Annotated in this window: 23 protein-coding genes; 5 read left to right on the forward strand and 18 right to left on the reverse strand. The window is 44.8% G+C overall.

Features of this window, described 5'->3' with window-relative positions; genetic code table 11:
- Positions 1-3: 3 nt before the first annotated feature.
- The 4 genes from BN1080_RS13090 to BN1080_RS13105 form a co-directional block, all read right to left on the reverse strand.
- Positions 4-1,578, reverse strand: coding sequence for a glycosyltransferase family 2 protein (locus BN1080_RS13090; protein WP_052652635.1), 1,575 nt, complete (start codon positions 1,576-1,578; stop codon positions 4-6).
- A 24-nt stretch (positions 1,579-1,602) separates the two neighbouring features.
- Positions 1,603-2,340, reverse strand: a complete 738-nt coding sequence (locus tag BN1080_RS13095; RefSeq protein ID WP_052652637.1) for a glycoside hydrolase family 16 protein — start codon at positions 2,338-2,340, stop codon at positions 1,603-1,605.
- 381 nt (positions 2,341-2,721) lie between these two features.
- A complete protein-coding gene (gene gdhA / locus BN1080_RS13100; RefSeq protein WP_052652639.1) occupies positions 2,722-4,104 on the reverse strand; it encodes an NADP-specific glutamate dehydrogenase in 1,383 nt (460 codons plus the stop codon).
- Positions 4,105-4,290: 186 nt separating this feature from the next.
- Complete coding sequence (locus BN1080_RS13105; RefSeq protein WP_052652641.1) at positions 4,291-4,788, reverse strand: pyridoxamine 5'-phosphate oxidase family protein; 498 nt, start codon at positions 4,786-4,788, stop codon at positions 4,291-4,293.
- Positions 4,789-4,957: 169 nt separating this feature from the next.
- On the opposite strand from BN1080_RS13105, the gene BN1080_RS13110 reads away from it, so the two are divergent.
- From BN1080_RS13110 to BN1080_RS13125, 4 genes are all read left to right on the forward strand, one after another.
- Positions 4,958-5,926 (forward strand): dipeptidase, encoded by a 969-nt coding sequence (locus BN1080_RS13110; RefSeq protein WP_052652643.1) that lies wholly within the window; start codon positions 4,958-4,960, stop codon positions 5,924-5,926.
- Positions 5,927-5,951: 25 nt separating this feature from the next.
- Positions 5,952-7,178 (forward strand): DUF819 family protein, encoded by a 1,227-nt coding sequence (locus BN1080_RS13115; protein WP_052652645.1) that lies wholly within the window; start codon positions 5,952-5,954, stop codon positions 7,176-7,178.
- 27 nt (positions 7,179-7,205) lie between these two features.
- Positions 7,206-7,742, forward strand: coding sequence for a cupin domain-containing protein (locus BN1080_RS13120; RefSeq protein WP_052652647.1), 537 nt, complete (start codon positions 7,206-7,208; stop codon positions 7,740-7,742).
- Between the two features lie 167 nt (positions 7,743-7,909).
- The gene (locus BN1080_RS13125; RefSeq protein WP_052652649.1) at positions 7,910-9,274 is read left to right on the forward strand and encodes a YjiH family protein; all 1,365 of its coding nucleotides are present in this window, start codon (positions 7,910-7,912) and stop codon (positions 9,272-9,274) included.
- Between the two features lie 141 nt (positions 9,275-9,415).
- On the opposite strand, the gene BN1080_RS13130 is transcribed toward BN1080_RS13125, so the two are convergent.
- The 14 genes from BN1080_RS13130 to BN1080_RS13195 all read right to left on the reverse strand — a co-directional run bounded on the left by BN1080_RS13130 (position 9,416) and on the right by BN1080_RS13195 (position 22,008).
- Positions 9,416-9,700: a PTS sugar transporter subunit IIB gene (locus BN1080_RS13130; protein ID WP_052652650.1), complete on the reverse strand. Its 285-nt coding sequence runs from the start codon at positions 9,698-9,700 to the stop codon at positions 9,416-9,418.
- A 19-nt stretch (positions 9,701-9,719) separates the two neighbouring features.
- A complete protein-coding gene (locus BN1080_RS13135; protein ID WP_199876624.1) occupies positions 9,720-11,099 on the reverse strand; it encodes a PTS galactitol transporter subunit IIC in 1,380 nt (459 codons plus the stop codon).
- A 134-nt stretch (positions 11,100-11,233) separates the two neighbouring features.
- Positions 11,234-11,683 (reverse strand): PTS sugar transporter subunit IIA, encoded by a 450-nt coding sequence (locus tag BN1080_RS13140; RefSeq protein WP_052652653.1) that lies wholly within the window; start codon positions 11,681-11,683, stop codon positions 11,234-11,236.
- Between the two features lie 483 nt (positions 11,684-12,166).
- The gene (locus BN1080_RS13145; protein WP_052652655.1) at positions 12,167-13,024 is read right to left on the reverse strand and encodes a YitT family protein; all 858 of its coding nucleotides are present in this window, start codon (positions 13,022-13,024) and stop codon (positions 12,167-12,169) included.
- A 152-nt stretch (positions 13,025-13,176) separates the two neighbouring features.
- Positions 13,177-13,965: a class I SAM-dependent methyltransferase gene (locus tag BN1080_RS13150; RefSeq protein WP_234398968.1), complete on the reverse strand. Its 789-nt coding sequence runs from the start codon at positions 13,963-13,965 to the stop codon at positions 13,177-13,179.
- A 71-nt stretch (positions 13,966-14,036) separates the two neighbouring features.
- Entirely contained in the window at positions 14,037-14,996 is a 960-nt protein-coding gene (locus BN1080_RS13155; protein WP_052652657.1) for an SPFH domain-containing protein, read from the reverse strand.
- 31 nt (positions 14,997-15,027) lie between these two features.
- Complete coding sequence (locus BN1080_RS13160) at positions 15,028-15,810, reverse strand: TPM domain-containing protein (RefSeq protein WP_052652659.1); 783 nt, start codon at positions 15,808-15,810, stop codon at positions 15,028-15,030.
- On the reverse strand, positions 15,804-16,832 hold the full coding sequence (locus BN1080_RS13165) for a TFIIB-type zinc ribbon-containing protein (protein ID WP_052652661.1): 1,029 nt from the start codon (positions 16,830-16,832) through the stop codon (positions 15,804-15,806). Before BN1080_RS13165 ends, BN1080_RS13160 begins: the two co-directional genes overlap by 7 nt.
- Before the next feature lie 48 nt (positions 16,833-16,880).
- Positions 16,881-17,597 (reverse strand): PspA/IM30 family protein, encoded by a 717-nt coding sequence (locus tag BN1080_RS13170; RefSeq protein ID WP_052652663.1) that lies wholly within the window; start codon positions 17,595-17,597, stop codon positions 16,881-16,883.
- A gap of 200 nt (positions 17,598-17,797) precedes the next feature.
- Positions 17,798-19,288, reverse strand: a complete 1,491-nt coding sequence (locus tag BN1080_RS13175) for a BCCT family transporter (RefSeq protein ID WP_052652665.1) — start codon at positions 19,286-19,288, stop codon at positions 17,798-17,800.
- Between the two features lie 187 nt (positions 19,289-19,475).
- Positions 19,476-19,859 carry a VOC family protein gene (locus tag BN1080_RS13180; protein ID WP_052652667.1) on the reverse strand — a complete coding sequence of 128 codons (384 nt, stop codon included), beginning with the start codon at positions 19,857-19,859 and terminating at the stop codon, positions 19,476-19,478.
- A gap of 169 nt (positions 19,860-20,028) precedes the next feature.
- A complete protein-coding gene (locus BN1080_RS13185; protein WP_052652669.1) occupies positions 20,029-20,247 on the reverse strand; it encodes a hypothetical protein in 219 nt (72 codons plus the stop codon).
- Between the two features lie 98 nt (positions 20,248-20,345).
- A complete protein-coding gene (rbsK, locus tag BN1080_RS13190; RefSeq protein WP_052652671.1) occupies positions 20,346-21,248 on the reverse strand; it encodes a ribokinase in 903 nt (300 codons plus the stop codon).
- A gap of 169 nt (positions 21,249-21,417) precedes the next feature.
- Complete coding sequence (locus BN1080_RS13195) at positions 21,418-22,008, reverse strand: hypothetical protein (protein ID WP_052652673.1); 591 nt, start codon at positions 22,006-22,008, stop codon at positions 21,418-21,420.
- Positions 22,009-22,218: 210 nt separating this feature from the next.
- Between BN1080_RS13195 and BN1080_RS13200 the strand changes: the two genes are divergently transcribed.
- A complete protein-coding gene (locus BN1080_RS13200; RefSeq protein ID WP_052652674.1) occupies positions 22,219-22,950 on the forward strand; it encodes a ZIP family metal transporter in 732 nt (243 codons plus the stop codon).
- The last annotated feature ends 273 nt before the right edge of the window (positions 22,951-23,223 follow it).

The following is a 23,223-nucleotide window of genomic DNA, read 5'->3' on the forward strand; positions in this document are numbered from 1 at the left end:
ATTTTAGTGCAGATTCATGCGTTGTTCATCTCCTTGAGCCGCATGGAAACTTTCTTGGCTTACCTCTGCCACTAAATCTTCGATCGGATCCAGCACTGTTTTCGTGACTAGTTCTTGGAGCAACTCAGGCACCGTTTCTGGCTCTTCTTGGAAATCAGGCGTCGGAGTAATGACGGCTGCTATTTCCATCGCCACTTCTTTAATCGGCAAAGCCCCAACTAGCGGAAGCGGCGTAGAGATAGTAGGTTCAGTTGGATAGATGGAAACGATTCCCGTCCGTTCTAGCTTGTTCCACGTATGTTCCCGTTCAAGTACGTATGCCATTGAACCATATAAGAAATAATAAGCATCCAATAGACGGTAACTAACCAATTCGATAGCGGAAAATAAAGTGATTTTGAAGTAATCGAATTTCGGATAGGCATGCCCATATCTGTTTGAAACCACATATGATCCGACGCGCTGCGTAATTTGAAGCACTGCGGTCATGGCTAATAACAAAAGTGTCAAATCCGACACTGTAGCTGTTATGAAGCCGTAAGCAAGAAACGCCGTTGTGAAAATGCCAGCCACTCCAGGCAGCAATGAATCAATAAAGATAAAGAAAACGAGTTTGAAGCCCAGCTTTTCCACTTTCCCCTTATGATACATCTTCAAAGCATCGATAAAGCCTTTTTGCCATCTAACTCTCTGCTTGGATAAACTTTTAAAGTCGCCCGGTACTTCTGTATAACATTCCGCTTTCGGTACAAAAACCAACTTGCCTTTTGTATAGGTGTTTTTGATCAATTGCTGCATTCTGAGCGTGATTTCCATGTCTTCTCCAATTGTCTTTTTATATCCTCCCGCTTCATATAAAGCAAAAGCCTTAAATGCACCAAACGCTCCGGATACGACAGAAACTACTCCGAATTTCGATTGCACAAATCGTTTGACGTAAAACGACAGCATATAATCAGACAATTGATAACGAGTCAGTCCGTTGCCTTTAAAAGACGGTTTCGATTCCTTATACATTTGCCCAACATGCACCTTACCGCCTCCCGCGATTACATTCGGATCTTGCATCGCTTCATTTATATGGGTCAAGGCATTTTTTTGTAAAATACTATCCGCATCCAAAGTAATGATGATGTCGCCAGAAGCATAGTCTGCTCCTGCATTCAATGCATCCGCCTTTCCTCCATTCACCTTATCGAGCACTTTTACATGAGGATAAGTGGCAGAAACAAAGGTACGGATGACTGGATTATAAGCCAATTTGTCTTTTGCTAAGAGCAATTCTTCCTTTAAATCCAATAAATCCACTAATAATTTCATTGTTTCATCATCTGAACCATCGTTTATTAAAATCAATTCGAAATTCTTATAATCCAAATTTTGAAAACCTGTAAAGCAACTCGCTAAAACTTTTGCTTCGTTATAGGCGGGCACAAGAATCGACATTTTAGATTCCTCTATATCTTTCCTGATGCTCGTATCTTTTTTCGTCATTTTTAACGCTAAAACCAAGTACAATAATTGAATCGTGAAGAATACGGCCCACGGTATTAAACATATGATTAAAAACACACTCATAATTCCATCCCCTTAACTCTATTTTTATTTTTGGTAATATCTAATCCAGTCGACGAGCAGCTGTGCTGGAAATGGTGTAGTTTCATCCGGTTCTCCGACCCAATCGCCTCCCACCCCCGTATTGATGAATAAGTACATTTCTTCATCAGGTACAAAAGTCGTGCTTGTATACAGAGGCGTTCCATCAACAAAAAATGTAATCTTTTCGGGATACCATTCAATGCCGAACGTATGATAATCTGTCGTCAAATTCGGCAAATCCGAAAGGTTATAATCCTTTCCATATATTCGGTTCACTTCATAATGGATTGTGCTCCAAACTTGACCTGGCTGTTGGCCGAGTATTTCTACGATATCGATTTCCGGAAAAGCCTTCCCAGCATTGTTCCAAAGCCATATGGCAGGCAACAATCCCGTCCCTGCTGGAAATTTCGCTCTCACCTCGAGTTTCCCATATTTAAATACGACTTTTCCTTTTGTTGTGACCGCCCCTGACGTATATGGAAATCCTTGAGACATCTCCTTTTTTGTGTGGATTTTCAAATTGCCCTCACTCACCTCCACATTTTCAGGCTTGTAATGCTGGCTTCTGTTTCCGTATCCATAAGGATCGTCCAATACATTCCAACGAGCTGGATCGAGCGCTTCCCCATCAAACTCTTCATTCCAGACGATCTTCCAGGGTACTGTATTGTGATCTTCCAACACTCCCCCGTTATTCACTAATGGAGATTCTGATGATGGCGGCGGCAAATAATCCATATACGTTCCTCCTCCCGCTAAACAAAATAGCGCCATTGATGCACAAATTGTGCCGCTCAAAACGTTCATTCCATCACCCTGCCTAAAAGTAATAAAAAACTTGTTTATTTTTGACATCCGATACTATATGACTAGTTAAACCTTATTTTCTGAGTCATAGAGGTTACAATATAGTGCTAAGGTTAAAATTGAGTTAAATTTTCTTAATATTTAGAATGTTTTATGCTAAAAATATATGAATTCCGCTTTTTTTACAAAGTTTCTTAAAAAATGGGTATTATCGAAGACACAAATAATAGGGGCAATGGCGATAAAATCCATAAAAAAAACGCTTAGACATTTTTTGTCTAAGCGTTTTTTGCAAGCAATATGAAATTTAAGTTAGTTTAACCCATGTTCAAGCATGGCATCTGCCACTTTTTTGAATCCGGCGATATTGGCACCGGCAATTAAGTTTCCAGGTGCCCCATATTTTTCTGCAGTTTCGATGCAGTTGCGATAAATGTTTTTCATCACTTGATGCAGTTTCTCATCAACTTCTTCAGAAGTCCAGGAATAGCGCATGCTGTTCTGGGACATTTCCATGGCGGATACGGCGACTCCGCCTGCATTTGCAGCTTTTGCAGGCGCGAACAATACGTGGTTATTGGTCAAAATACGGACTGCCTCTTCATCACATGGCATATTCGCTCCTTCACCGATGGCCTTCACTCCATTGTCGACTAATGCCTCTGCCCCTTCTCGGCCAATCTCATTTTGAGTTGCACAAGGAAGTGCGATGTCACAAGGGATTTTCCAAATATCCGATTTATCTTTTCCGAAGCGCGCTTTCGGATGATGCTCCAAATAATGATAAATTCGTTTGCGCTCCACTTCTTTCAGCCGTTTGACTGTATTGACATCAATTCCTTCAGGGTCGTAAATATACCCTTCCGAATCGCTGCAGGCGACTACCGTCGCACCGAACTCAATCGCTTTTTCCATGGCATAGATGGAAACATTGCCAGATCCGGAGACGATAACCCGGCTGCCTTCAAACGAAAGCCCTTCACCTTTTAGCATTTCTTCTACAAAATAGACGGTGCCGTAGCCTGTTGCTTCTTTCCGGATCAAACTTCCTCCATTATCCGGATTTTTGCCTGTGAATACACCCGCTTCAAATGCATTGCGAATCCGCTTATACTGGCCAAATAAATAACCGATTTCGCGTTTTCCAACTCCAATATCGCCAGCCGGCACATCAATATCCGGGCCGATATGGCGGCTCAGTTCCGTCATGAAACTTTGGCAGAACCGCATGATTTCACGGTCAGACCGTCCTTTCGGATCGAAATCCGCGCCGCCTTTACCGCCTCCGATTGGCAGGCCTGTTAAAGCATTCTTGAAAATCTGTTCAAATCCCAAAAATTTCACAACACTCCCTGTAAGGGTCGGATGGAAACGAAGGCCTCCTTTAAAAGGCCCAAGTGTGCTATTAAACTGCACCCGGTAGCCGCGATTCACATGCACGTTTCCAGCGTCGTCTTCCCACGTCACCCGAAATGCAATAAACCGCTCCGGTTCCGAAATGCGTTCTAAAATTCCTTCTTCCACATATTCCGGATGCTGTTCAAATACGGGCTGCAGCGAAGAAAAAACTTCCCACGCTGCTTGCAAAAACTCAGGTTCGCCTGGATTGCGGTCTCTTACTTTCTTGTGGACCGCTTTTATGTATTCATGAGCAGATGGCTCCTTAGTCTGGATGCTTTCGTTGACTGCTTTCACTCTATTTTCCCCCTCAATTGCATACTGATGGATTTGGCAGATATGAATAATTATTCGGAAAAATTAATATTAAATTCCATTATACAAATTGCCCGAAGCGGAAGCAAATCAAATTTCGATTAAAAATGCAGGCCCCATAAAAAACCGCATTTCCATTATTTTAAGAAAATGCGGCCAAGGGCTTGCTTAGTTATTGAATTTTACTGTTTCGTTCATTTCTTCATCATCGCCTGCTCGTTCATTGTTCGTGAGCTTTTTAGCGAATTGCTTCACTGCTTTTAATTTATTGCCGGATTCCCAATACTCTGCTGTGTCTGCTGTTACTTTAATCAGCACGACATTCGGATCATCATACGTGGTTTCCAGCATTTTTTCGAATATCGGATTCCAATACTCTTTTTTCCGCTCAAGGTCTTCTGAGAATTCTGCTGTCCCGCTGATGGATACATAGGATTTCCCGGCATATGCAAGATTTACCGAAGGGTTCGCAATGATCTCCAAGTATTTTGCTGTATCTTTTAACGTTAAGAACCAGAGCTCGCCGTCAAACTCTGCCTCTTGCGTCTGCATTGGTCTTGATACAGCTTTTCCGTCTGTAATCGTCGTCAGCATGGCGACTTCTACATCTTTAATCAAATCATTTACCGTTTTTATTGCTTCTTCATGGGTTGAAATTTCTGCCATTTTATTTACTCCTCCTCATGACTTATGGAATCTCTTTTCTGCTAATGGTTCTTGTTTTCCCTGCCGAAAATGGATTAAACCTGCGAGGATGTGGATAAATTCGATTGATTGCTTTAAAATATTTACAATATAATAAAATAATTATACTATAATGAAAATGGGGAATAGAATGAAAATAATCGATATGCATTCAGATTTGTTTACAGATATTGCTTGGCGGAAAAGCCGAGGGGAAAGCAATATCTTTGATGCCTACCATTATCCAAAACTTAAAGCCGGTTTAGTGGAAACGGTTATTTGTGTATTTTGGGTAGAACCTGTTTTTCAGCAGGCACCGCTTGAACGCATCCAAACCGTTTACCGTTTAGTGATGGAGGACTTGGAGCATTCGAAGTATGCGCAGATTTGCCGTTCTTTAAGCGACGCTCTGTTTTCGCCCCCTTCAGACAAGATAAACTTGATTATGGGTTTGGAAGGCCTTGATTTTCTTGGTTCATCGCTGCATCAGCTGCCCGAATCTCTTAGCAGATTGGATGAAATCGGAATTAATCATATGAGCCTTACGTGGAATGGACGCAATGATTTTGCCAGCGGCACCGGATCCGGTCATCTTCAATCCGGACTGACACACTTAGGAAACCTTGCAGTCAATAAAGCGAATGAGTTCGGATGGCTGGTCGATGCTTCCCATCTTGACGATGAATCATTTTGGAATCTATACCATTACAGCCATCGCCCAATCATTGCTTCGCACAGCAATGCCCGCACGCTTTGCGTCCATGAAAGAAATTTAACCGATGCACAGTTAAAAGCGATTGCTGAGAAAAATGGAATCGTCGGACTCAATTCTTATTGGGGATTTATTGATCCTAAAAAACCTACACTCGACCGCTTTGTCGATCACGCTATTTATATCGCTGATCTGATTGGAACGGAGCATTTGGCTTTCGGCTTTGATTTCATGGATTATTTGAAAGGCCACGCGATCGGCTTGGAAATGGCGGGCTCGACAAAAGGGCTCGAAGACATCACGAGAATTCCCGCCTTGCTTGAGCAGATGGCGAAACGGGGATTTACAAATAAGGAACTTGAAGCCATTGGTTATCAAAATGCCATACGGCTTATCGAAAGCAAGTAAATACGCTACATAAAGGGGACTTTTTATGGAAAACACGTTAATCAAATCGGATGATTTAATCACACTTTGGGGAATTATCGTGATTATTGCAGCCATGAGCATTGTATTAGAACAAAAATATAGTTGGGCCGGGAAAATTTCAGGAGCTATCATTGCTCTCGTGTCCGCGATTATCTTATCAAATACCCGCATTATTCCAGTTGCTTCACCTGTGTATGATGCTGTTTGGGCATTTATCATTCCTCTTGCCATTCCTCTATTGCTGTTTCATGTGAACTTCAAGAAAATCTGGCAGGAAAGCGGTAAAATGCTGATTATTTTCCTCCTGAGTTCCATTGGGACGATCGCCGGGACCATCATTAGCTTTTTCCTATTAAAAGACTATATACCGTTTCTGGATAAAATCGGCGGGATGATGAGTGCTTCCTATGTCGGCGGCGGCGTTAACTTTGCAGCCATGACCGCAAAATTCGATGCGCCCGAAGATATGGTTTCCTCAGCAATTGTTGCGGATAACCTGATGATGGCATTATTCTTTATCATTCTGATGACAATCCCGACCCTTAAATTTTTCAAAAAGCTTTTTCCTCATCCACATGTGCAGCAGGCTGATAGCGAGGAAGCAGCCGGGGCCGGAAAAACAAATGCCGAGAGTTTCTGGAAACGCCAGGATATTTCGTTAAAAGACATCGCTTTATCTGTTGGGACTGCTTTTTTCCTGGTCATCGTATCTTTTAAAATTGCTGGCTTCCTGAGCGGCATTATTCCTTCCGGAGACGATGTTTCATTCGGCTGGAATTTACTCAATGGTTTGTTTGGCGATAATTACCTCATTTTGACGACGTTGACTTTTATCGCCTTGGCATTTTTCCCGCGATATTTTGAAAACATCAACGGCAGCCAGGAAATTGGAACGTTTTTAATTTACTTGTTCTTTGTGGTAATCGGAATTCCGGCTTCTATCCCATTGATCATTCAAAATGCACCATTGTTATTGGTATTCGTCTTCATCATCGTCAGCTTTAACCTCCTTATTTCATTGACAGCCGGAAAGCTCCTGAAATATGATTTAGAAGAAATCCTGCTTGTCAGCAATGCCAATATCGGCGGGCCGACTACGGCTGCGGCTATGGCCATTGCCAAGGGATGGAAAGAGCTGATCGGCCCTATTTTAGTTGTGGGAACCATCGGCTACATTATTGGCAATTATGTTGGCACGACGTTGGGACTGTGGTTCGCCACTTTCATGTAAATACTTTCTTTAGACTGGAGACGTAAAATGTTTGATGGACAAAAAATTAAAAAATTGCGGACTGAACGTTCTCTTTCACTGAAAGAACTCTCCGAAAAATCTGGCGTGAGCGTCAGCATGATCAGCCAAATTGAAAGACGGAACACGGATCCTACGCTGACAACCTTGTACAAACTGTGCGCCGGCTTGAATATTTCAATTTCTGCTTTACTCGGGACAGATGAACCTTCTTCTCAAATTATAAGACAAAGGGAACGGAAAAGTTTTCATTTCCCTGTTTCGCATTCCAAATACGAGCTGTTAACTCCGACCAATAAAGGCGAAATCGAAATGATTATGATCTATTTGGAACCTGGACAGGAAGACCGGCAGCTCGTAGAACATTCGGGCGAAGAATGCGGCCTCGTGCTGGAAGGGGAAATGACCGTCCATTTAAATGGCGAATCTCACATCTTAAAGGCAGGAGACAGCATTCGATTTAAGAGCACCCTGCCCCATCGGTTCTACAACCACTCTGAAAGCCGTGCTGTATCAGTATGGGCCATGACTGGATGGACCGTTTAATCTAAAAATGCCAGCTCCATTCAAATGAATGGGGCTGGCGTTTTTGCATTTGCCGCTTTACTCGGGTTTCGATTATGCCAAGTGGGAGAACTTTTCATTTACTATTGAATAAATACTCAATATAACGTATATTCAATACATTATAGTAATTCTTTGGAGGCAAGAAAATGACATTGATTCAAAATAATAAGAAAACTATTTCTCCCATCGACACCTGGAAGTTTTTAATTCCCTCTATCATCGGGGCTTTGCTGTTTTTGTGTCCAATTTCTTATAACGGCGAAGTAACCATCGGCGTCGGTATTCTGGCATCTTTCCTCCAATCCACTTTTGGCGAAGCGATTCCCGCATTCATCGTCTTCTTGCTTGGATTTTCTGCCCTTGCCAGTTTGGCAGCGACTGCTATTAAACCCGCTTTTGTTCAGAACTCCCCTTTCTTGCGTACGACATTCATTAACGGACCCTTCGGACTGGTTGTCCGTGTACTTGCTTTTGTTTTTGGTTTGATGGCGTTCTACGAAGTTGGTCCTGAAGTGATTTCTTCCCGGGCAACAGGCGGCGTAGTACTGTACGATCTTGCACCGGTGTTGCTTACCTGGTTCCTCTTCGCCGGAATCCTGCTTCCCTTATTGGTCGAATTTGGCCTAATGGAATTTGTCGGCGCCTTGCTTAACAAGTTTATGCGCCCGGTCTTCACTTTGCCCGGCCGCTCCTCTATCGATGCCATGGCTTCATGGATGGGCGCTGCACCGGTTGGCGTATTAGTAACGATGAAGCAATACGATGAAGGCAATTATACGCAGCGTGAAGCTGCGGTCATCGCCACAACATTCTCCATCGCTTCAGTCGCTTTCAGTTTTGTTGTTGCGAATGTTGTCGGCATCGGCCATTTGTTCCTGCCCTTTTACTTAGCAGTATCTGTCGCTTGCATAGTGGCTGCTGTGATTATGCCTAGAATTCCGCCCTTATCCCGCAAAAAGGACACCTATTACGAGCCAGTTGGCAAACAAGTTGATGACACGATTCCTGAAGGTGTTTCACTCGTGAAATGGGGCTTTGATGAAGCCCGCCTTAAAGCAAGTAAAGCAGCAAGTCCGAAAAAGCTGGTCCAAACAGGCGTTGAAACTGTTCTCGATATCTGGCTGGCCCTGATTCCGCTTGTTATGGCGCTTGGTACGGCAGCTTTAATCGTCGCAGAATATACGCCGCTCTTTAAAATTATTTCTTATCCGTTGATTCCCGTGCTGACATTATTCGGGTTGCCAGAAGCTGCTGAAACAGCGCCTACTCTGCTCGTTGGTTTCGCCGACATGTTCTTGCCAGCTGTCCTCGGGAGCGGCATTGAAAGTGAATTGACGCGTTTCGTTTTAGCTGGGGTTTCCTTGACTCAAATCATTTACATGTCTGAAATCGGCATTCTGATTTTACGCTCGAATATTCCCATTAAGTTCTGGGAACTTGCTGTGATTTTCGTCTTGCGCACGATCATTACGCTGCCAATCCTTGTGTTGTTCGCTCATCTGTTCGTCTAAACAAAACAATCCATCTCCTTTGATGAGGAGATGGATTGTTTTTATGTATGCTTTTGGAACTCAATAGAGATGAACGCAAAAGCCGCAGCTCTTGGCCTTGGCTTTTGCAGCTTTTCTTTCAAAGCGATTTTCACCATCTGCTTACCGCTTTATTTCGGCTAAAACTTTTTCAAACATTGGATCGATGCCAATCCCAGTTAAAAGAGGAATGCCGTCAATTACACGGTCTTTAATATTATCCGGAACCAATGTCGTCGATAACACAATATCGTATTCGTCAATTCGATTGATCTCGTCACTGACTTTTGACTGATAGATTTTCACATCTTGAGTGAGATTATTTTCTTTTAGCCATTCTTCCACTTTTCCTTTCACGACAGTGGAAGTTGCTATACCGGTACCGCAAATAATCAATAGTTTTTTCATTTAATTGCTTCCCCCTCTATTATTCGTGTTCTATAGGTGCTGCTGCCGGATTCCCTGATTTTTCCGGATTGGCTTTATGGCGATTAGGTTTGATTTTGTTCTGGTAAATCAGGCCAAAAAGAACCAGCAATCCTAAAGCACTCATTCCATACCAGCTGAAAATCTTCGACAGCCAGACAAAGATGAACGTGGTCCATACCGCACCATCAATCAATGAAGAGATGCTCGTATTCGTTCCCATTTCAAAGTTTGAAGCAATCGCTGACTGTGTAAACAACGGCGCAACCCAGCTCGCTATATATAAGCCGACGCCAATATAAATCGATCCGCCAATCACAGTTCGTATGATATTCCCTCTGAAAATAGGGACCATCAAGCAGATCAGGAATGGAATGGAAGCTAAATCAGCAAATGGCAAAACGGAATTTCCAGGCAGCAGAACCGCTAAAAAGATGGTAATGGGTATTAATAGCAAGGCGGATGACAAGACTGCCGGATGTCCGATGGCAAGTGCACTGTCCATTCCAATGTACAAATCTCTTCCCGGGAACCGTTTCTTCACAAAAGCCCCTGCCGCTTCCGAAACAGGAATAAGGCCTTCCATCAATAGAGCTACCATTCGGGGCAGCAAGACCATAACAGCTCCTGTCTGAATGGACAGCTGTAAAATTCCCTGGACGTTGTAGCCTGCCAAAATTCCAATTAAGATCCCGATCATTACCCCGATAATGGTAGAATCGCCAAGCACCCCTAATTTCTTTTGGATATTTTCGGGATTCGCTTCCAGCTTATTGAATCCTGGAATGCGGTCAAAGACCCAGTTCATCGGCATTGCGACAAATGCAGATGGAGCGGAGGTGCCATGCGGAAAAGTAATGTTTTGGAAACCATAAAACTTCTCGATGTATTTGGCTAAAATATCTCCCATTAAATACAGCAAAAGCAAGTGGACGATGATTGTCAAAATGCCCAACCAAAAATCGGCTGTCAAAGCATAAACAAGCGACCCTGTTAAAGCTACGTGCCAAAAATTCCAAATATCGACGTTCAACGTTTTCGTTAAACCGAAAGTCAGCAGCAAGACGTTAACGCCCACGCCAATCGGTATCGCTAAACTGCCCAAGGAAGTGCCGTAAGCAATTGCCGCAGCTGCTGGCCAGCCAACATCAATTGTATTTAAGTTAAATCCAAAATTATCAACCATTGATTGGGCGGCAGGCCCTAAACTGTCTACAAGCAAACCGATCACTAAATTGATCCCTACAAATCCGATGCCGACGATGATCCCGGCACGTAGAGCCTTTCCAGGTTTAGTTCCCAATACCAGCGCAAAAATAAAAATTAAAATCGGCAATAAAACTGTCGCTCCAAGATCCACGAACCATTGCAGAATTCCCATCAACTTTCTCCCCCTTTGCTTTTGGTATTCTCTAGCAGAAAGACGTGATTAAAATGATTCTTTTATGGGTTGATAAAATCATGAATGCAGGTTAGAAATGCTTGTAAAACGATAGATGAAAAGCTCTGCTGCCTCTAAGCTTTAATATTGATTAAATCATTCAGCTCTTCGGCACTTGTGATTGCGGCTAACTTTGAAACAGTTTCTGGATTTTGGAACAATCCGACCAGTTTTTGCAAAGTAGCCAGTTGGGCAGCTGGCTCTTTCAGCGCTAACATAAAAACCACTTTAATATCGATCAGTTCTCCGCTCTGCCCCATCGCTAAAAATTTCACCGGGTTTTTCAACGTGGCAAAAGCTATTTTTGACTCATTCACCATATCCCCATCCGTATGTGGAATAGCAATTCCGAATGGTATCGTAGGCAAACCTGTAGGGAAAGTTTCTTCACGTTTAAGCACGCTTTCGACAAATCCTTCTTTCACATACGCTTTTTCCAATAGCCTATTGCCTAAGAAGGCTATTACGCTTTCTTTGGAATCGATTTCCAATTCAATGGCCACCAGCTCTTTTTCAATTTCCATTTCCTGTTCCTCCTCCCCTAAAGCAACAAAGTAGTTAAATCCCTCCTTTTTACATTTGTTCACTATCAGCACATTTGATGTCAATTTCATTATAAAATCGCTTTCAATTTAAATCAATATAATTTTGAATATTTAGACATGTAACACCATCAGCTTTTTATATGTATGCTTGGAGAAAATGTTATGGGTTCGTTTTTTAAAGCAGAAAAGCCGCAGCTAGCAGCTGCGGCTTTTCTGTTTCTTCATTACTTAGCCCAGTTATGGAAAACGAAGTAGGCCAGGATGAGCGCGACCACAATAATGGAAATGACAAGCATCGGCACGAGGCCAAAGGTGGCATCCATTTCCGTTCCCCTCCTTTTCTTTTATCATAACGCTTATAAGCCCATAATAAAACATTTATTTTCTAAATATTCTGTTTTATAAAGATAAAATAACAGCTCCGACTCTTTCGAATCGGAGCTCTATTTTCAAGCATATGGTTTACAGCGATTGAGGATGTCCGGGAACTTTCTTGAAGTTTTCGTCTCTGCGGAAATTCCCCATGACTTCCATCGTTTCGCTGATGCTGACAAATGCATCCGGATCCACTTCTTTAATCAGTGGACGGACATAGGCCAGCTCATAGCGTGTGATGACGCTGTGCAGGATTTTGACTTTATTGCCTGAATAAGCTCCTTCGCCGTCCGTGACCGTGATGCCGCGATACAGGTTTTCGAGCAAGTGCTTTTTGACTTCGTCGCCTTTGCTTGTCACCACTTGCATATTCAGTTTGATGTGGCGCGTATGGATGCGGTCAACGACCAAGCCTGTGATGTAGATAGAGGCCATTGTATACATCGCAAGCTCCCACGTAAAGATAAAACCGGATACGAATACGACGAGGCTGTTCAAGCCAAAGACCATAAAGCCGAGCGGAATGTCCCGTTTCATCGTCAAGAGCAGGCCGATGACGTCAAAGCCGCCTGTCGATCCGTATGAACGGATGATGAATCCGACCCCGATGCCGACAAGAACGCCTCCGAATACAGATGACAGCAGTACGTCTTCTGTTACTTTCATGACCGGGATGTACAACATGGAGATAGACGTGACAGCTACCGAGTAAATGCTATTGAGGATGAACATTTTGCCAAGTTTCATCCAGCCAAGGATTAAAATCGGGATGTTCAAAACAAATAGCCAAATCCCCGCATTGAGCGGCAGCATCAAACTGAATATCATCGCAATCCCGGTAACGCCTCCAGACAAAATCTCATGGGGCAATAAAAACATATTAAAAGCGAATCCCAGTAAAATCGATCCCGCGAAAATAATGAGCCAATTGTATAGTTTGTCCATTTAAAAATCTCCATTCCTACGAATCTCCGTGCTTAGAAAATTGCAGCAAAAAAAGGCTGCATAATTCTTTCAGCCTTTTCGAAACTCAAACACAATGTATCAAATTATAGGTAGTGTCCCGTTAAAATGCAAGTTTTATCGCTTAGCCAACATCAGTCAGCGGATATCACCAAACTATCCAAACTGTCGGCGCCTTCAACCACTAACAAAGAATACAAGCTGTTGACCAGTGTTTGGATACGCGGCGGAGTTTGGGCAAATTCCTGCCGAATCGATTTTGCATAAGCCGCTTCCCAACTTCCATCTTGCAGATAATAGGCATCTACGATTTCGGTTTGCTGGATCGTCCATCCCGCTTTTTCCAGTAAGTTTTGAAATTGTGCAAGGTCGAAGACATACTGGATATTCCCTTCATTTTCTATAAACTCGCTGTATAAAGCAAGAATCGCAGTTGCGGCAAAATGGCTGCGTTGAGAAATCCGGCTAAAAGCAAGATCCCATTCAGCCAGATAAAGGCGGTCAGCCATGCTCCGCAATTTTGTCAAATACGCCAGCAATTGATCCGGATTCCGGAAATACCAGGAACTGTGCGACAAAATCGCCGCGTCGAACTTCGTTTCCGGCAACTCCAGCAAATCGGTCTCCAGCAGGAATTCCACTTGCTTTCCAAGCTTGGATGCTGAAATGGCAGCAGTGGCCTCCCCGAGTGTAATCGGTGCGCCGTAATCCGCAGAGGCGATATCCACAGCGAGCACTCGCCCCGTTTCTCCTACCGCATCCGCTAAAACGACCGTTGTGTCTCCTTGGCCGCAGCCGATTTCAATGACGGACATTCCTTTTTGGATCGCAAAAGAATCCACTAAAGACATCCGATGCTTCAATTGCGTGCGCTGAATCGTATCATCTCCAATGATTTTCATACTTTCGATTAAATGCTCCAAGTCGCTTCCTCTTTCCCGCTTTTAAAAATCTTTTCTGGATGAATCCAATCGAAGGGGAGTCTTTTAGAAACTTAAACCAGCTTTTGTCCGCAATTTGGACAGAACTTAGCCCCTTCATTTCTCTGGCCGCAATTCGGACAGAAATTCGGCCCTTGACCGTTTGCTGCTTGTTGATTGCCGCCATTTGATTCCTTCATCGTTTCCACCATATCTTTGGCGATATTCATCCCGACCATCATGCCCGCCATATCGGCTGCACTGCTTGAACCGGAAGACCCGCCTTTTGCCATCGCATCTGCCACTGAGATTTTCTGGTATTTACCGACGTCCCCGACCATGCCAATCGAAGCGTTCTTGTTGATCATGTCCTGGATTTCTTTCGGATAATTAAAGCTCATGACTTGGAAACCGGTGATTTTCATGCCATCATCCATAAGTTCCATATTGAGGTCATCTGAAATGCCTTTGCCGATTTCATGTGCATTGGCCTGCAAATTGAACATATCTTTGCCTTCCCTTGTCACCCATTTCATGAGCAGTTGATCGAGAATGGCCGTAATCCGGATTTTTACATCCTCAACCAGATAACTGTTGCGGACTCCGGCAATTTTATCAATCAAAGTCGTATAGTCATTTACGGTGAACTGGAACATGCCATTTGCCCGTATCGGCATACCGCCCGGCATTTGAGGAGCCGGTATATTAATCGGGTTTTGAGTTCCCCAGCGGACGGTGAATTCTTTCGTATTGACGAACAGGACTTCGACGCGCATGCCGCTGTTAAAGCCAAACCTAAATCCTTTCAAAGTAGAAAGGAACGGCACGATTTGCGATTCGATGTCATACTCGCCGTCATCTTCAAAAATCCCTTCGATTTTTCCATTGTTTAAAAAGATGGCATCTTGTCCTGGCCGAATAATCAGCTTACTGCCTTTTTTGATTTCGTCGTTGTTCCACTTCCAAAAGATCATATCATCCCTGAATTCATTCCATTCGACCACATCTGAAAATTGATTTCCGAAAAAAGCCATATTGTTCATCCCTTCCTTTAAAGCCCTTGGTTTAGAAACTGCGGCCGCCTCCACTAAACGAGCGGCCGCCACCGGTCATTCCACCGCCGCCTCCGAAACCGCCTCCCCCGCCATTGCTTTTCGGCACGCGGCGCCTTGAAACGGTTTTATTGCGGAACCGGTCTTGCTGGCTTCTGACTCTTGTATTCGTGCCGTCTACATACGTACGTGCCGTGGTCGTGACCCGGCCGCCTGCATTCATGACCATCGAGCCGACAATTACAGCAGCTGCCAATAACGGAACCCCTGCTTGAAACCACAGTTTATGGATAATGCTTTCCGGATTGGCACCCGGACGGAACTCCATATAACGGCTGGCGGTCGTAACCGTTTCACGGAAAGCGCCGCCGTAATCCCCAGCGCCCATATAAGGCATGATGCGGTCCAGCACTTGCTGCACACGGTCGTTGTCGAGCTTAGTTTCAGCAGTGCCGAAGCCCGCAAGATAGACTTCACGGCTTCCCATATCAATCGTCAGGAGCACCGCATTTTCCTGATTGTTTTCCTCTGCCCAATCATCGAAAAAGTCGCCCATATACGATATAATCGACTGGCCATCTGTACTGTCCGTAGTCAAAAAGAGAAAATCTGCATCCTGTTTTTCGCTAAGTTCCGCAGCGAGCGCTTCCAGTTCAACGATTTCGCGTTCCGTGAGAAGCCCTGCGTTGTCGTAGATGTGCGGCTCCACAGCAAAAACAGCCGATCCCCCGGCAAACAGTGCCAAAACCAGCGCCCAAAACAGCAAGGCTGCTTCCCAATTAAAACGCTTCACCATAACACACCTCCCATTGCATAAGAGAGGCCTTTTAATACAATGAATCCTGACACGGCAATACCGGCAAACCACGCAGCGACTTTGCCGGAACTGATCGGCGGCTTACCGACCACTTTTCCGGTTTGCCCATTCATCGCAAAGGTATGCTCCTTATTTTCAAAATCATAATAGACCATCCAGACCGGAAACAGTGTGTAATAGACTTTGCTTTTATGGGTCTGGATCTGCTTGTTCGTATAGCTGACTGTCGTATAGCCTGTAATGGTCGATTGAATATAAGAATCGATATAAGGGACGATTTTGGATTCTACCCGTGAGAAAAGGGCTTCATCGTCATAATCGTATTTTTCCGATAAAAAGCCTGCTAAATAAGGCATCTTAAAATCTTTCAGAGCTGAATAGTCATAAGGCTCAAGTTTATCCATTAACTCATCATCCATCTTTTCCGAAGCATCGGCCGGCACCTTCAAATAACTGAGGTCTATTCCGCGGTATACATCGTAGAAATCCGTTTCCGTATAAATCGTATCGCCTCTCGTATAGCTCCGGACCCGCGTGCCGATTGCAGCCACTTCTGCCGTTCCGTTAATATCATAGAGCCAAAAAGGCACATACATGCCAGTCATTTTTTTGATCCGGTCGCCGTTCATAAATCCTCGCGGCGTCAGCCGTCCATTTCGTGTCCACTTTTTAAACGCTTCCACCGCTTCTTCCTTGCTGATGGTGAACGGAATCACTTTTGCCGGTGCGAATTCACCGCTTAAGCGCTCTGCCAATACCACCGGCGCACCACAAAAACTGCAATGCGTCGCAGTCGTATTCGCTTCTGTGAGAATCACGGCGCCGCAGTTTTCGCAATGGTATTCCTTTGCCTCTTCGGCATCGAATTCGGGTACGATGTTTTCTTCCGGAAACGTTTCGATGTCGTCTTGGCGGCCGCAGTTCGGGCAGGATAACTTGCCCGAATCGGCATCAAACGCCATATCCGACCCGCAGTTCGGACATTTATATTGAGTGACCATTCCATGTCCCCCCTTTCGCGCTCCAGGAAATGGCCTTCAATAATTCCATCACTCGCTCTTATTCATTTCGTTTTTCAGTGCTGCCAATTCATCGTCCACATTAATGCCTGATTTCAGCGATTCAAGCTCGCTTTCCACATCGGCTTTGGTTTCATATTTTGCTGCGAGGTCTTTAATATCTGTTCCTGAACCTTTATTAAGCTCCTGCATCGCCATGGCCTCATCCAATTCCTGATTGATTTTCTGCTCCATCTGATCGAATGCGGACAAGCGGTCTCCAGCGCTGCCCATTGATGAATTGAACTCGTTCATGCGCTTCTGCGTTTTCGCAACTGCCGCTTTTCCTTTCAGCTCTTGGCGGCGCGATTCAAGCTCGGCAATGTCCGAGTCCAGCTTCTCGTGCATTTGGCGCATCTGCTGCGTATTCGCTGCTGCCAGTTCGACCGACGTCTGCATCGTTTTCTCACGTTCTGCGAGCTCCGCTTTGCGCTGCAGGAATTTGCGTGCATCGTCGTCATTTCCAGCTTCTACTGCTTTCTTCGCATACCGCTGCATATCTTCTATTTCTTTTTGCAGTTCCTCAAGCTCCCGGCGCTCCCGCTTTTCTGCTGCCATAATGGCAGCCGTCTCCGACTTCACTTTTCCAAGATCACTGTTCAGGTCGCGCAAATACTGATCGATCATTTTTTCAGGGTCTTCGGCTTTGTCCAATAGGGCATGAATATTGCTCGTCATAATATCTCTGAACCGTTTTAAAATTTCCATCATCATTTCTCCTTTACCAGTGGTTTTTTTCTGCTTGGCAAGCAGTGTTCTTATACGCAAAGATTACCCTATAACTGCCCGCCTTAATCCTTTAAACAAAGAGAGCGCTGCCGACAACCTGTAGGTATCAGCAGCGCTCTCTTATTTTATTTTCCCACAACTCTATGAAATGGAACAACCTTGTTTTTTAAATTTTCTTTTTACTTCCTTCTGGGCTGCACTTCTTTTTGAATATCCTTCAGGAACGAAGCGCCCATCAAGATAATGACGATCGCAAAAGGCAAGGCAGCAATAATCAGCATATTCTGCAGCCCCTGGGTTCCCCCGAAATAGACGACGACTGCCGCAACTGCGGATTGAATCAATCCCCAGCTGATTTTGACGGAATTTGCCGGATTCAGCAATCCATTTGTACTGAGCATGCCGAGTACAAAGGTAGCGGAATCTGCTGAGGTGATAAAGAAAATCGCAATCACGAAAATCGTGATAAATGATAGCAAAGTCCCAAGCGGATATTCAGCCAGCACACCAAAAGTCGATGTTTCGAGAGAAAAGCTCGAAATCGCAGAAATTCCTTTCTGCTCCAAATTCAAGGCAGACACTCCGAATACGGAGAAGAAAATGAAGCAAACAAGCGCCGGCAATAATAAGACGCTAAACATGAATTCCTTGATCGTCCGCCCTTTTGAAATGCGGGCGATGAAAATGCCGACAAACGGCGCCCACGAAACCCACCAAGCCCAATAGAAAATGGTCCAGCCATTGATCCAAGTCCGATTTTCTTCATTGAGCGGCGCTAAGCGCAAACTCATTTTAAAGAAATCCGTGACGTAGCTGCCGAGCGTATGCGTGAACATATTGACAATGTACATGGTCGGGCCGACGATAAAGAGCAGGACAAGCAAAACCGCGGCTAAAACCATATTGATATTGCTTAAGTATTTGATGCCCCGTCCGATTCCGGACCAGGCTGACCAAATGAATAATGCGGTTGAAACGACCAGCACAATCAATTGGACGGTGAAATTATTTGGCGTGCCGAACAGGAATGACAAGCCTCCGGTAATCTGCGCTGAACCAAAGCCGAGCGTTGCCGCTACACCGACGATGGTCGCAAATACTGCTAAGATATCAATCGCTTTTCCCAGTGCCCCCTGCATCAATTTTTCGCCGAACAGCGGAGTTAAGGTCGCACTAATGAGCCCTGGCGTCCCCCGGTGAAATTTAAAATAGGCCAGAACAAGGCCAACAATGCCATAGACTGCCCATGCGTGGATGCCCCAATGGAAAAACGAATACTTCAAGGCATCCTGGATGGCTTCGTCAGAGCCCAGTTCTGCCGAAGGGCTGCTGATGAACGCATGGGAAATCGGTTCTGCGGTGGTCCAAAAAACCAGCCCCATTCCCATTCCTGCGCTAAAAAGCATGGCGAACCAAGAGCCTCGGCTGAATTCCGGGACATCGTCTTTCTTGCCGAGCTTGATATTGCCAAAACGCGAAAACATCATGTAAACACAAAATACTAAAATACCGACGACCAAGAGCAAGTAAAACCAGCCGAACTTGCTCGTAATTCCGGCTGTCACAGAAGCCGTGACAGCTTCAAGATTTTCGGGAGCAAATGCTCCCCATACAACGACAATAACTGAAATGATGACTGAGTAATAAAAGACCTGTGTTGCTTTTTTCATGCTTCACCTCTCATTAGAATTGATTCGATTTAATATAACCGTATATTTTTACAATGATAACATACTAAACAGAACCTTGCTTTTGTGCTGAGAAAAGAACGCCCGTAAAGTTCCGCGCTACTTTACAGGCGTTCTTTTCCATCTTTCTCTTACCTTATTCACTGCTTGCCGCCGCTTAAAACATTTTCTAAGCTTTTCTCATCTCCATTACCGCAAAATAATTCGCTTCATAATCTGCAAAGTTGAACACACGGCCCTCCGGCATTTCGACAATGTCACCGACTGTGACCTCGTTCTCCGATAATTTCTGATGAAACTGGTCCAGCTTTTCCGTAAAGAACATCAATGAAGGCGTGCCCAGATCTAAACCGGGAGATAAGCGGGCCACTGTATTCCGGTCATGGATGACTAAGGTGGTTCCAGCTCCACTTTCAGGTGCGATTTCAATCCAACGCATCTCGCCATTGCTTTCATCTGCCATCACTTGAAAGCCTGCATTTTCTGTCCAGAACCGTACGGCTTCATCCTGATTGTTGACATACAGCATGACTTGCCCTAATTTTGCGATCATCTTAATCCCTCCTTGAATTTATCTTCTTCCCTTATAATTCGAAGAGCCGCATCGTTTTCCTCCCCATCTGCTGTAAAATTCGACAAAAAATAAATGCCGCATCCAAAGAAAACTTTTTCTTTGGATGCGGCATTTCCTATCACCATTCTATTCCATTCACTGTCAGCTTTTAATCTCTAGGGGAATCCGTTGACGGATCATCTGCTACTTTTTTCGAATATTCTTTTGCTGCTTCTTTTTCGTCTTGGCCTTTAAGATCGTCATAATTCACGGCATCGTTTTCACCGTCGAAAACTTCTTTCGTTTTTTTGATCACTTGGTCAATCGCAGAGTCAGGGGCGCCATTGTGCTGTTCCGGTGTACGGCCCGCTGTGCCTTTTCTCGTCATTGCAATCCCTCCTGTAGATGCGTTATTCTATTCTTTACCCGATTGCAGGAAAACTAACCCTAAAGCCGAGAGCCGCTGGCGGAACGAATGCCGGCTACTTAATTGGCTCTAAACTCTTCCAAAGTTGGGTAAGAGGTTTGGGTGCCGCGTCTTTGGACAGCTTGTGCAGCGTAGCGATTCGCTTGTTGAAGCGCGTCTTCAACCGGGCTGCCTTTCGTCACAAAATGGGCAAAGCAGCCGATGAACGAGTCTCCGGCACCGGTCGTATCCACCGCTTTGACTTTCTCAGCTTCGATAAAAACTTCTTTCTCTGCATTCATCCATAATACCCCTTTGTCGCCCATTGTAACGATTAAATTTTGTACACCTTTATGTACTAAAGAAACTGCCGCTGATTTGATTTCATCCACTGTTTTCACCGGCATGCCGGTAAGAATGCCAAGTTCTGATTCATTCGGTGCGAAATACGTGCATTTCTTTACATAGGCGATATCGAGTTCGGGATTCGCGGGTGCGGGATTCAAGAGAACCGGAATTCCAAGTTCTTCGCCCATCTGAATGGCATGGTAGACCGTCTCCAAAGGGATTTCCAATTGAAGCACGATCAGCTTCGCTTGCTTGATCCGGCTCCGGTGGTTCTCAAGCGTTTCCGGAACCAATTCACTGTTGGCGCCTTGAATGATGATGATGCGATTTTTCGCATTCGGATCGACGAAAATCGGTGCAGCACCGCTCGTTTTCGTGCCCACTTCAACTCCTTCAATTCGTACACCATTGGCCTTGAAATTTTCAATCGTGTTTTGTCCAAACAGATCGTTTCCCACTTTTGTCACCATCAATATATCGGAACCTAGCCGGCTGGCAGCCACTGCCTGGTTTGCTCCTTTTCCGCCGCAGCCCATTTCAAACTCCGGCGCTTCAAGCGTTTCGCCTTCTTCCGGCATCCGCTCCAAATACGTGATGAGGTCGACCATATTCGACCCGATAACTGCAATATCCATTAACATTTCTCCAATCATTCATGTATTGTAAGCAAGGTCCATTTGATTTGTTTATCGGTGTCCTTTCCCTGACTCTACCCTTTTTGCCAGTAAACTATCCGTTTCTTCACCATTCCCTTTCGGTCAAACTAAAAAAGCTGGCTTCCCATGACAAGGAAATCCAGCTTTTTCATTTGGCGGTTCTAAGTGGTTTGCCAAAGGAATTATAAGAGATTCCCCCTACAGCAAGGACCATGGCAAAAACCAGGAAATGGGATTGGATGCTTGAACCCAATATCAATAAGAGCAGGGTAGAGATTCCGAATACAACGGCAAAGCAGCGCTTCAGCCACCGGAAATGATACTTGAAGCCAATTGCCGTTGCCACACCGCTGATTAAAAATAAAGACCAAGCGATCAGAAAGTTTCCAGTTTCAAGGTTAAGGACCACATAGCTTGCTGCAAATGCAATCGCTGTCAACACTACATCTTTATGCTGTTTGTATAACCGGATCAGCAAGATAACGATGAACAAACTGCAAATCGCTTTGGCCGTATACTGCACGAAAAAAACGTAGCCGATATTGAGCAATGTGGCAATTGTCACAAAGATCAATCCGGCACCGCCCGGCTTCACACGTTTCCAGGCTTCCAAAAACAAGGCGAACAAGAGAACAATCAATAGCCCGAAAATCCATTCTCTTCCAAACCATTGTTGGGAAACTTCACTTAATGCATAACCGCCTATTACGGCAACTGCGTACATGATGAATGCTTTCATGTTCCGTCCACTCTTCTTTCCGGATTTCCATTATGAAAACGAACTTTACGGTGCCTTCCATTCTACTTAATTATACCTTGATTCCTGTCTTTTCATATGCCAATCATTTGCCGTCGCCGCTATTATTTTGTCCACTTCTGAACGCTTGGGCTTGAAAATCGGCAGAAAGGGTAGAAGTCTTTATAACACGCAAACGGAAGGTGAATGAATATGGGAGAGGCATTATTATGGGGAGGCATTGCGGGAGCAGCCAACTTACTTGGCGCAATTATCGTACTGCTCGTTTCACTTCCGCAGCGGCTGATCGCTTATATCATGGCGCTCGGCACCGGCGCCTTAATCGGCGCAGTTGCTTATGAACTGTTAGGGGAGGCAATGGAAATCAGCGGATTGACCCAGATTGCACTTGGCTTCCTTGGCGGAGCGGCCATTTTCACGGTCTTTGATATTCTCATTAACAAACAAGGTGCTCGGCACCGCAAACGCTCTGGACATAGCGATGAAAAACCGGAAGGCTCAAGTTCAGGGGTGGCCATTTTCGTCGGAACCATTATGGATGCCATTCCCGAGACGGCCATGATCGGCCTTGCACTAGCGAGCGGCAATGGCGTCAGCGTGGCTTTAATCGCGGCGATTTTCATCAGCAATTTGCCAGAAGGGATCTCGAGCACATCCGGTTTAAAGAAGAGCGGATTCAGCACGACGAGAGTCTTGTCGATGTGGGGGTTTGTCCTGGTTGCTTCAGCGCTCAGCTCTCTCGCAGGATATTCACTGCTTGACTTGATGACGGAAGACGCACAAGCCATCCTTTCTTCATTCGCAGCAGGCGCGATTATTGCTATGATCTGCTCGACGATGATGCCGGAAGCTTACGAAAAAGCAGGTCCGATTGTCGGTTTCATTACGGCATGCGGAATCTTCATCACATTATTGCTCCAATAACATTTATCCGTTCTTACACATTATCGAGAAACTAATGGGATAAGTGCATCTGCTTCTGGAAACCACACTGCGGCGCTATGGACAGGATTCCCACAATAAGCCGAGAAAACCACTCGTCTTATTGCTCCACCCTGTCCGGAACCGCGCCGGTGTTGGAGTACTCCCCAACACATGGAGCAAAAAATGGAGACACCTGGGGGACCAAGCGAAGCGGTTATGCGGAACATCGAATTTCTAAACGAAACTTTTTCCATTTCCATCTTTTTCTACATA

The organism is Planococcus massiliensis (assembly GCF_000821325.1).
Classification (GTDB): domain Bacteria; phylum Bacillota; class Bacilli; order Bacillales_A; family Planococcaceae; genus Planococcus; species Planococcus ruber.

Bases quoted from the DNA above. Each gene is read 5' to 3' on its own strand.
- BN1080_RS13090 (WP_052652635.1), bottom strand. From the start codon at position 1,578: ATGAGTGTGTTTTTAATCATATGTTTAATACCGTGGGCCGTATTCTTC.
- BN1080_RS13095 (WP_052652637.1), bottom strand. From the start codon at position 2,340: ATGGATTATTTGCCGCCGCCATCATCAGAATCTCCATTAGTGAATAAC.
- BN1080_RS13105 (WP_052652641.1), bottom strand. From the start codon at position 4,788: ATGGCAGAAATTTCAACCCATGAAGAAGCAATAAAAACGGTAAATGAT.
- BN1080_RS13110 (WP_052652643.1), top strand. From the start codon at position 4,958: ATGAAAATAATCGATATGCATTCAGATTTGTTTACAGATATTGCTTGG.
- BN1080_RS13115 (WP_052652645.1), top strand. From the start codon at position 5,952: ATGGAAAACACGTTAATCAAATCGGATGATTTAATCACACTTTGGGGA.
- BN1080_RS13120 (WP_052652647.1), top strand. From the start codon at position 7,206: ATGTTTGATGGACAAAAAATTAAAAAATTGCGGACTGAACGTTCTCTT.
- BN1080_RS13125 (WP_052652649.1), top strand. From the start codon at position 7,910: ATGACATTGATTCAAAATAATAAGAAAACTATTTCTCCCATCGACACC.
- BN1080_RS13130 (WP_052652650.1), bottom strand. From the start codon at position 9,700: ATGAAAAAACTATTGATTATTTGCGGTACCGGTATAGCAACTTCCACT.
- BN1080_RS13135 (WP_199876624.1), bottom strand. From the start codon at position 11,099: ATGGGAATTCTGCAATGGTTCGTGGATCTTGGAGCGACAGTTTTATTG.
- BN1080_RS13140 (WP_052652653.1), bottom strand. From the start codon at position 11,683: ATGGAAATTGAAAAAGAGCTGGTGGCCATTGAATTGGAAATCGATTCC.
- BN1080_RS13145 (WP_052652655.1), bottom strand. From the start codon at position 13,024: ATGGACAAACTATACAATTGGCTCATTATTTTCGCGGGATCGATTTTA.
- BN1080_RS13155 (WP_052652657.1), bottom strand. From the start codon at position 14,996: ATGGCTTTTTTCGGAAATCAATTTTCAGATGTGGTCGAATGGAATGAA.
- BN1080_RS13160 (WP_052652659.1), bottom strand. From the start codon at position 15,810: ATGGTGAAGCGTTTTAATTGGGAAGCAGCCTTGCTGTTTTGGGCGCTG.
- BN1080_RS13165 (WP_052652661.1), bottom strand. From the start codon at position 16,832: ATGGTCACTCAATATAAATGTCCGAACTGCGGGTCGGATATGGCGTTT.
- BN1080_RS13170 (WP_052652663.1), bottom strand. From the start codon at position 17,597: ATGGAAATTTTAAAACGGTTCAGAGATATTATGACGAGCAATATTCAT.
- BN1080_RS13175 (WP_052652665.1), bottom strand. From the start codon at position 19,288: ATGAAAAAAGCAACACAGGTCTTTTATTACTCAGTCATCATTTCAGTT.
- BN1080_RS13180 (WP_052652667.1), bottom strand. From the start codon at position 19,859: ATGATCGCAAAATTAGGGCAAGTCATGCTGTATGTCAACAATCAGGAT.
- BN1080_RS13185 (WP_052652669.1), bottom strand. From the start codon at position 20,247: ATGACGAGAAAAGGCACAGCGGGCCGTACACCGGAACAGCACAATGGC.
- rbsK (WP_052652671.1), bottom strand. From the start codon at position 21,248: ATGGATATTGCAGTTATCGGGTCGAATATGGTCGACCTCATCACGTAT.
- BN1080_RS13195 (WP_052652673.1), bottom strand. From the start codon at position 22,008: ATGAAAGCATTCATCATGTACGCAGTTGCCGTAATAGGCGGTTATGCA.
- BN1080_RS13200 (WP_052652674.1), top strand. From the start codon at position 22,219: ATGGGAGAGGCATTATTATGGGGAGGCATTGCGGGAGCAGCCAACTTA.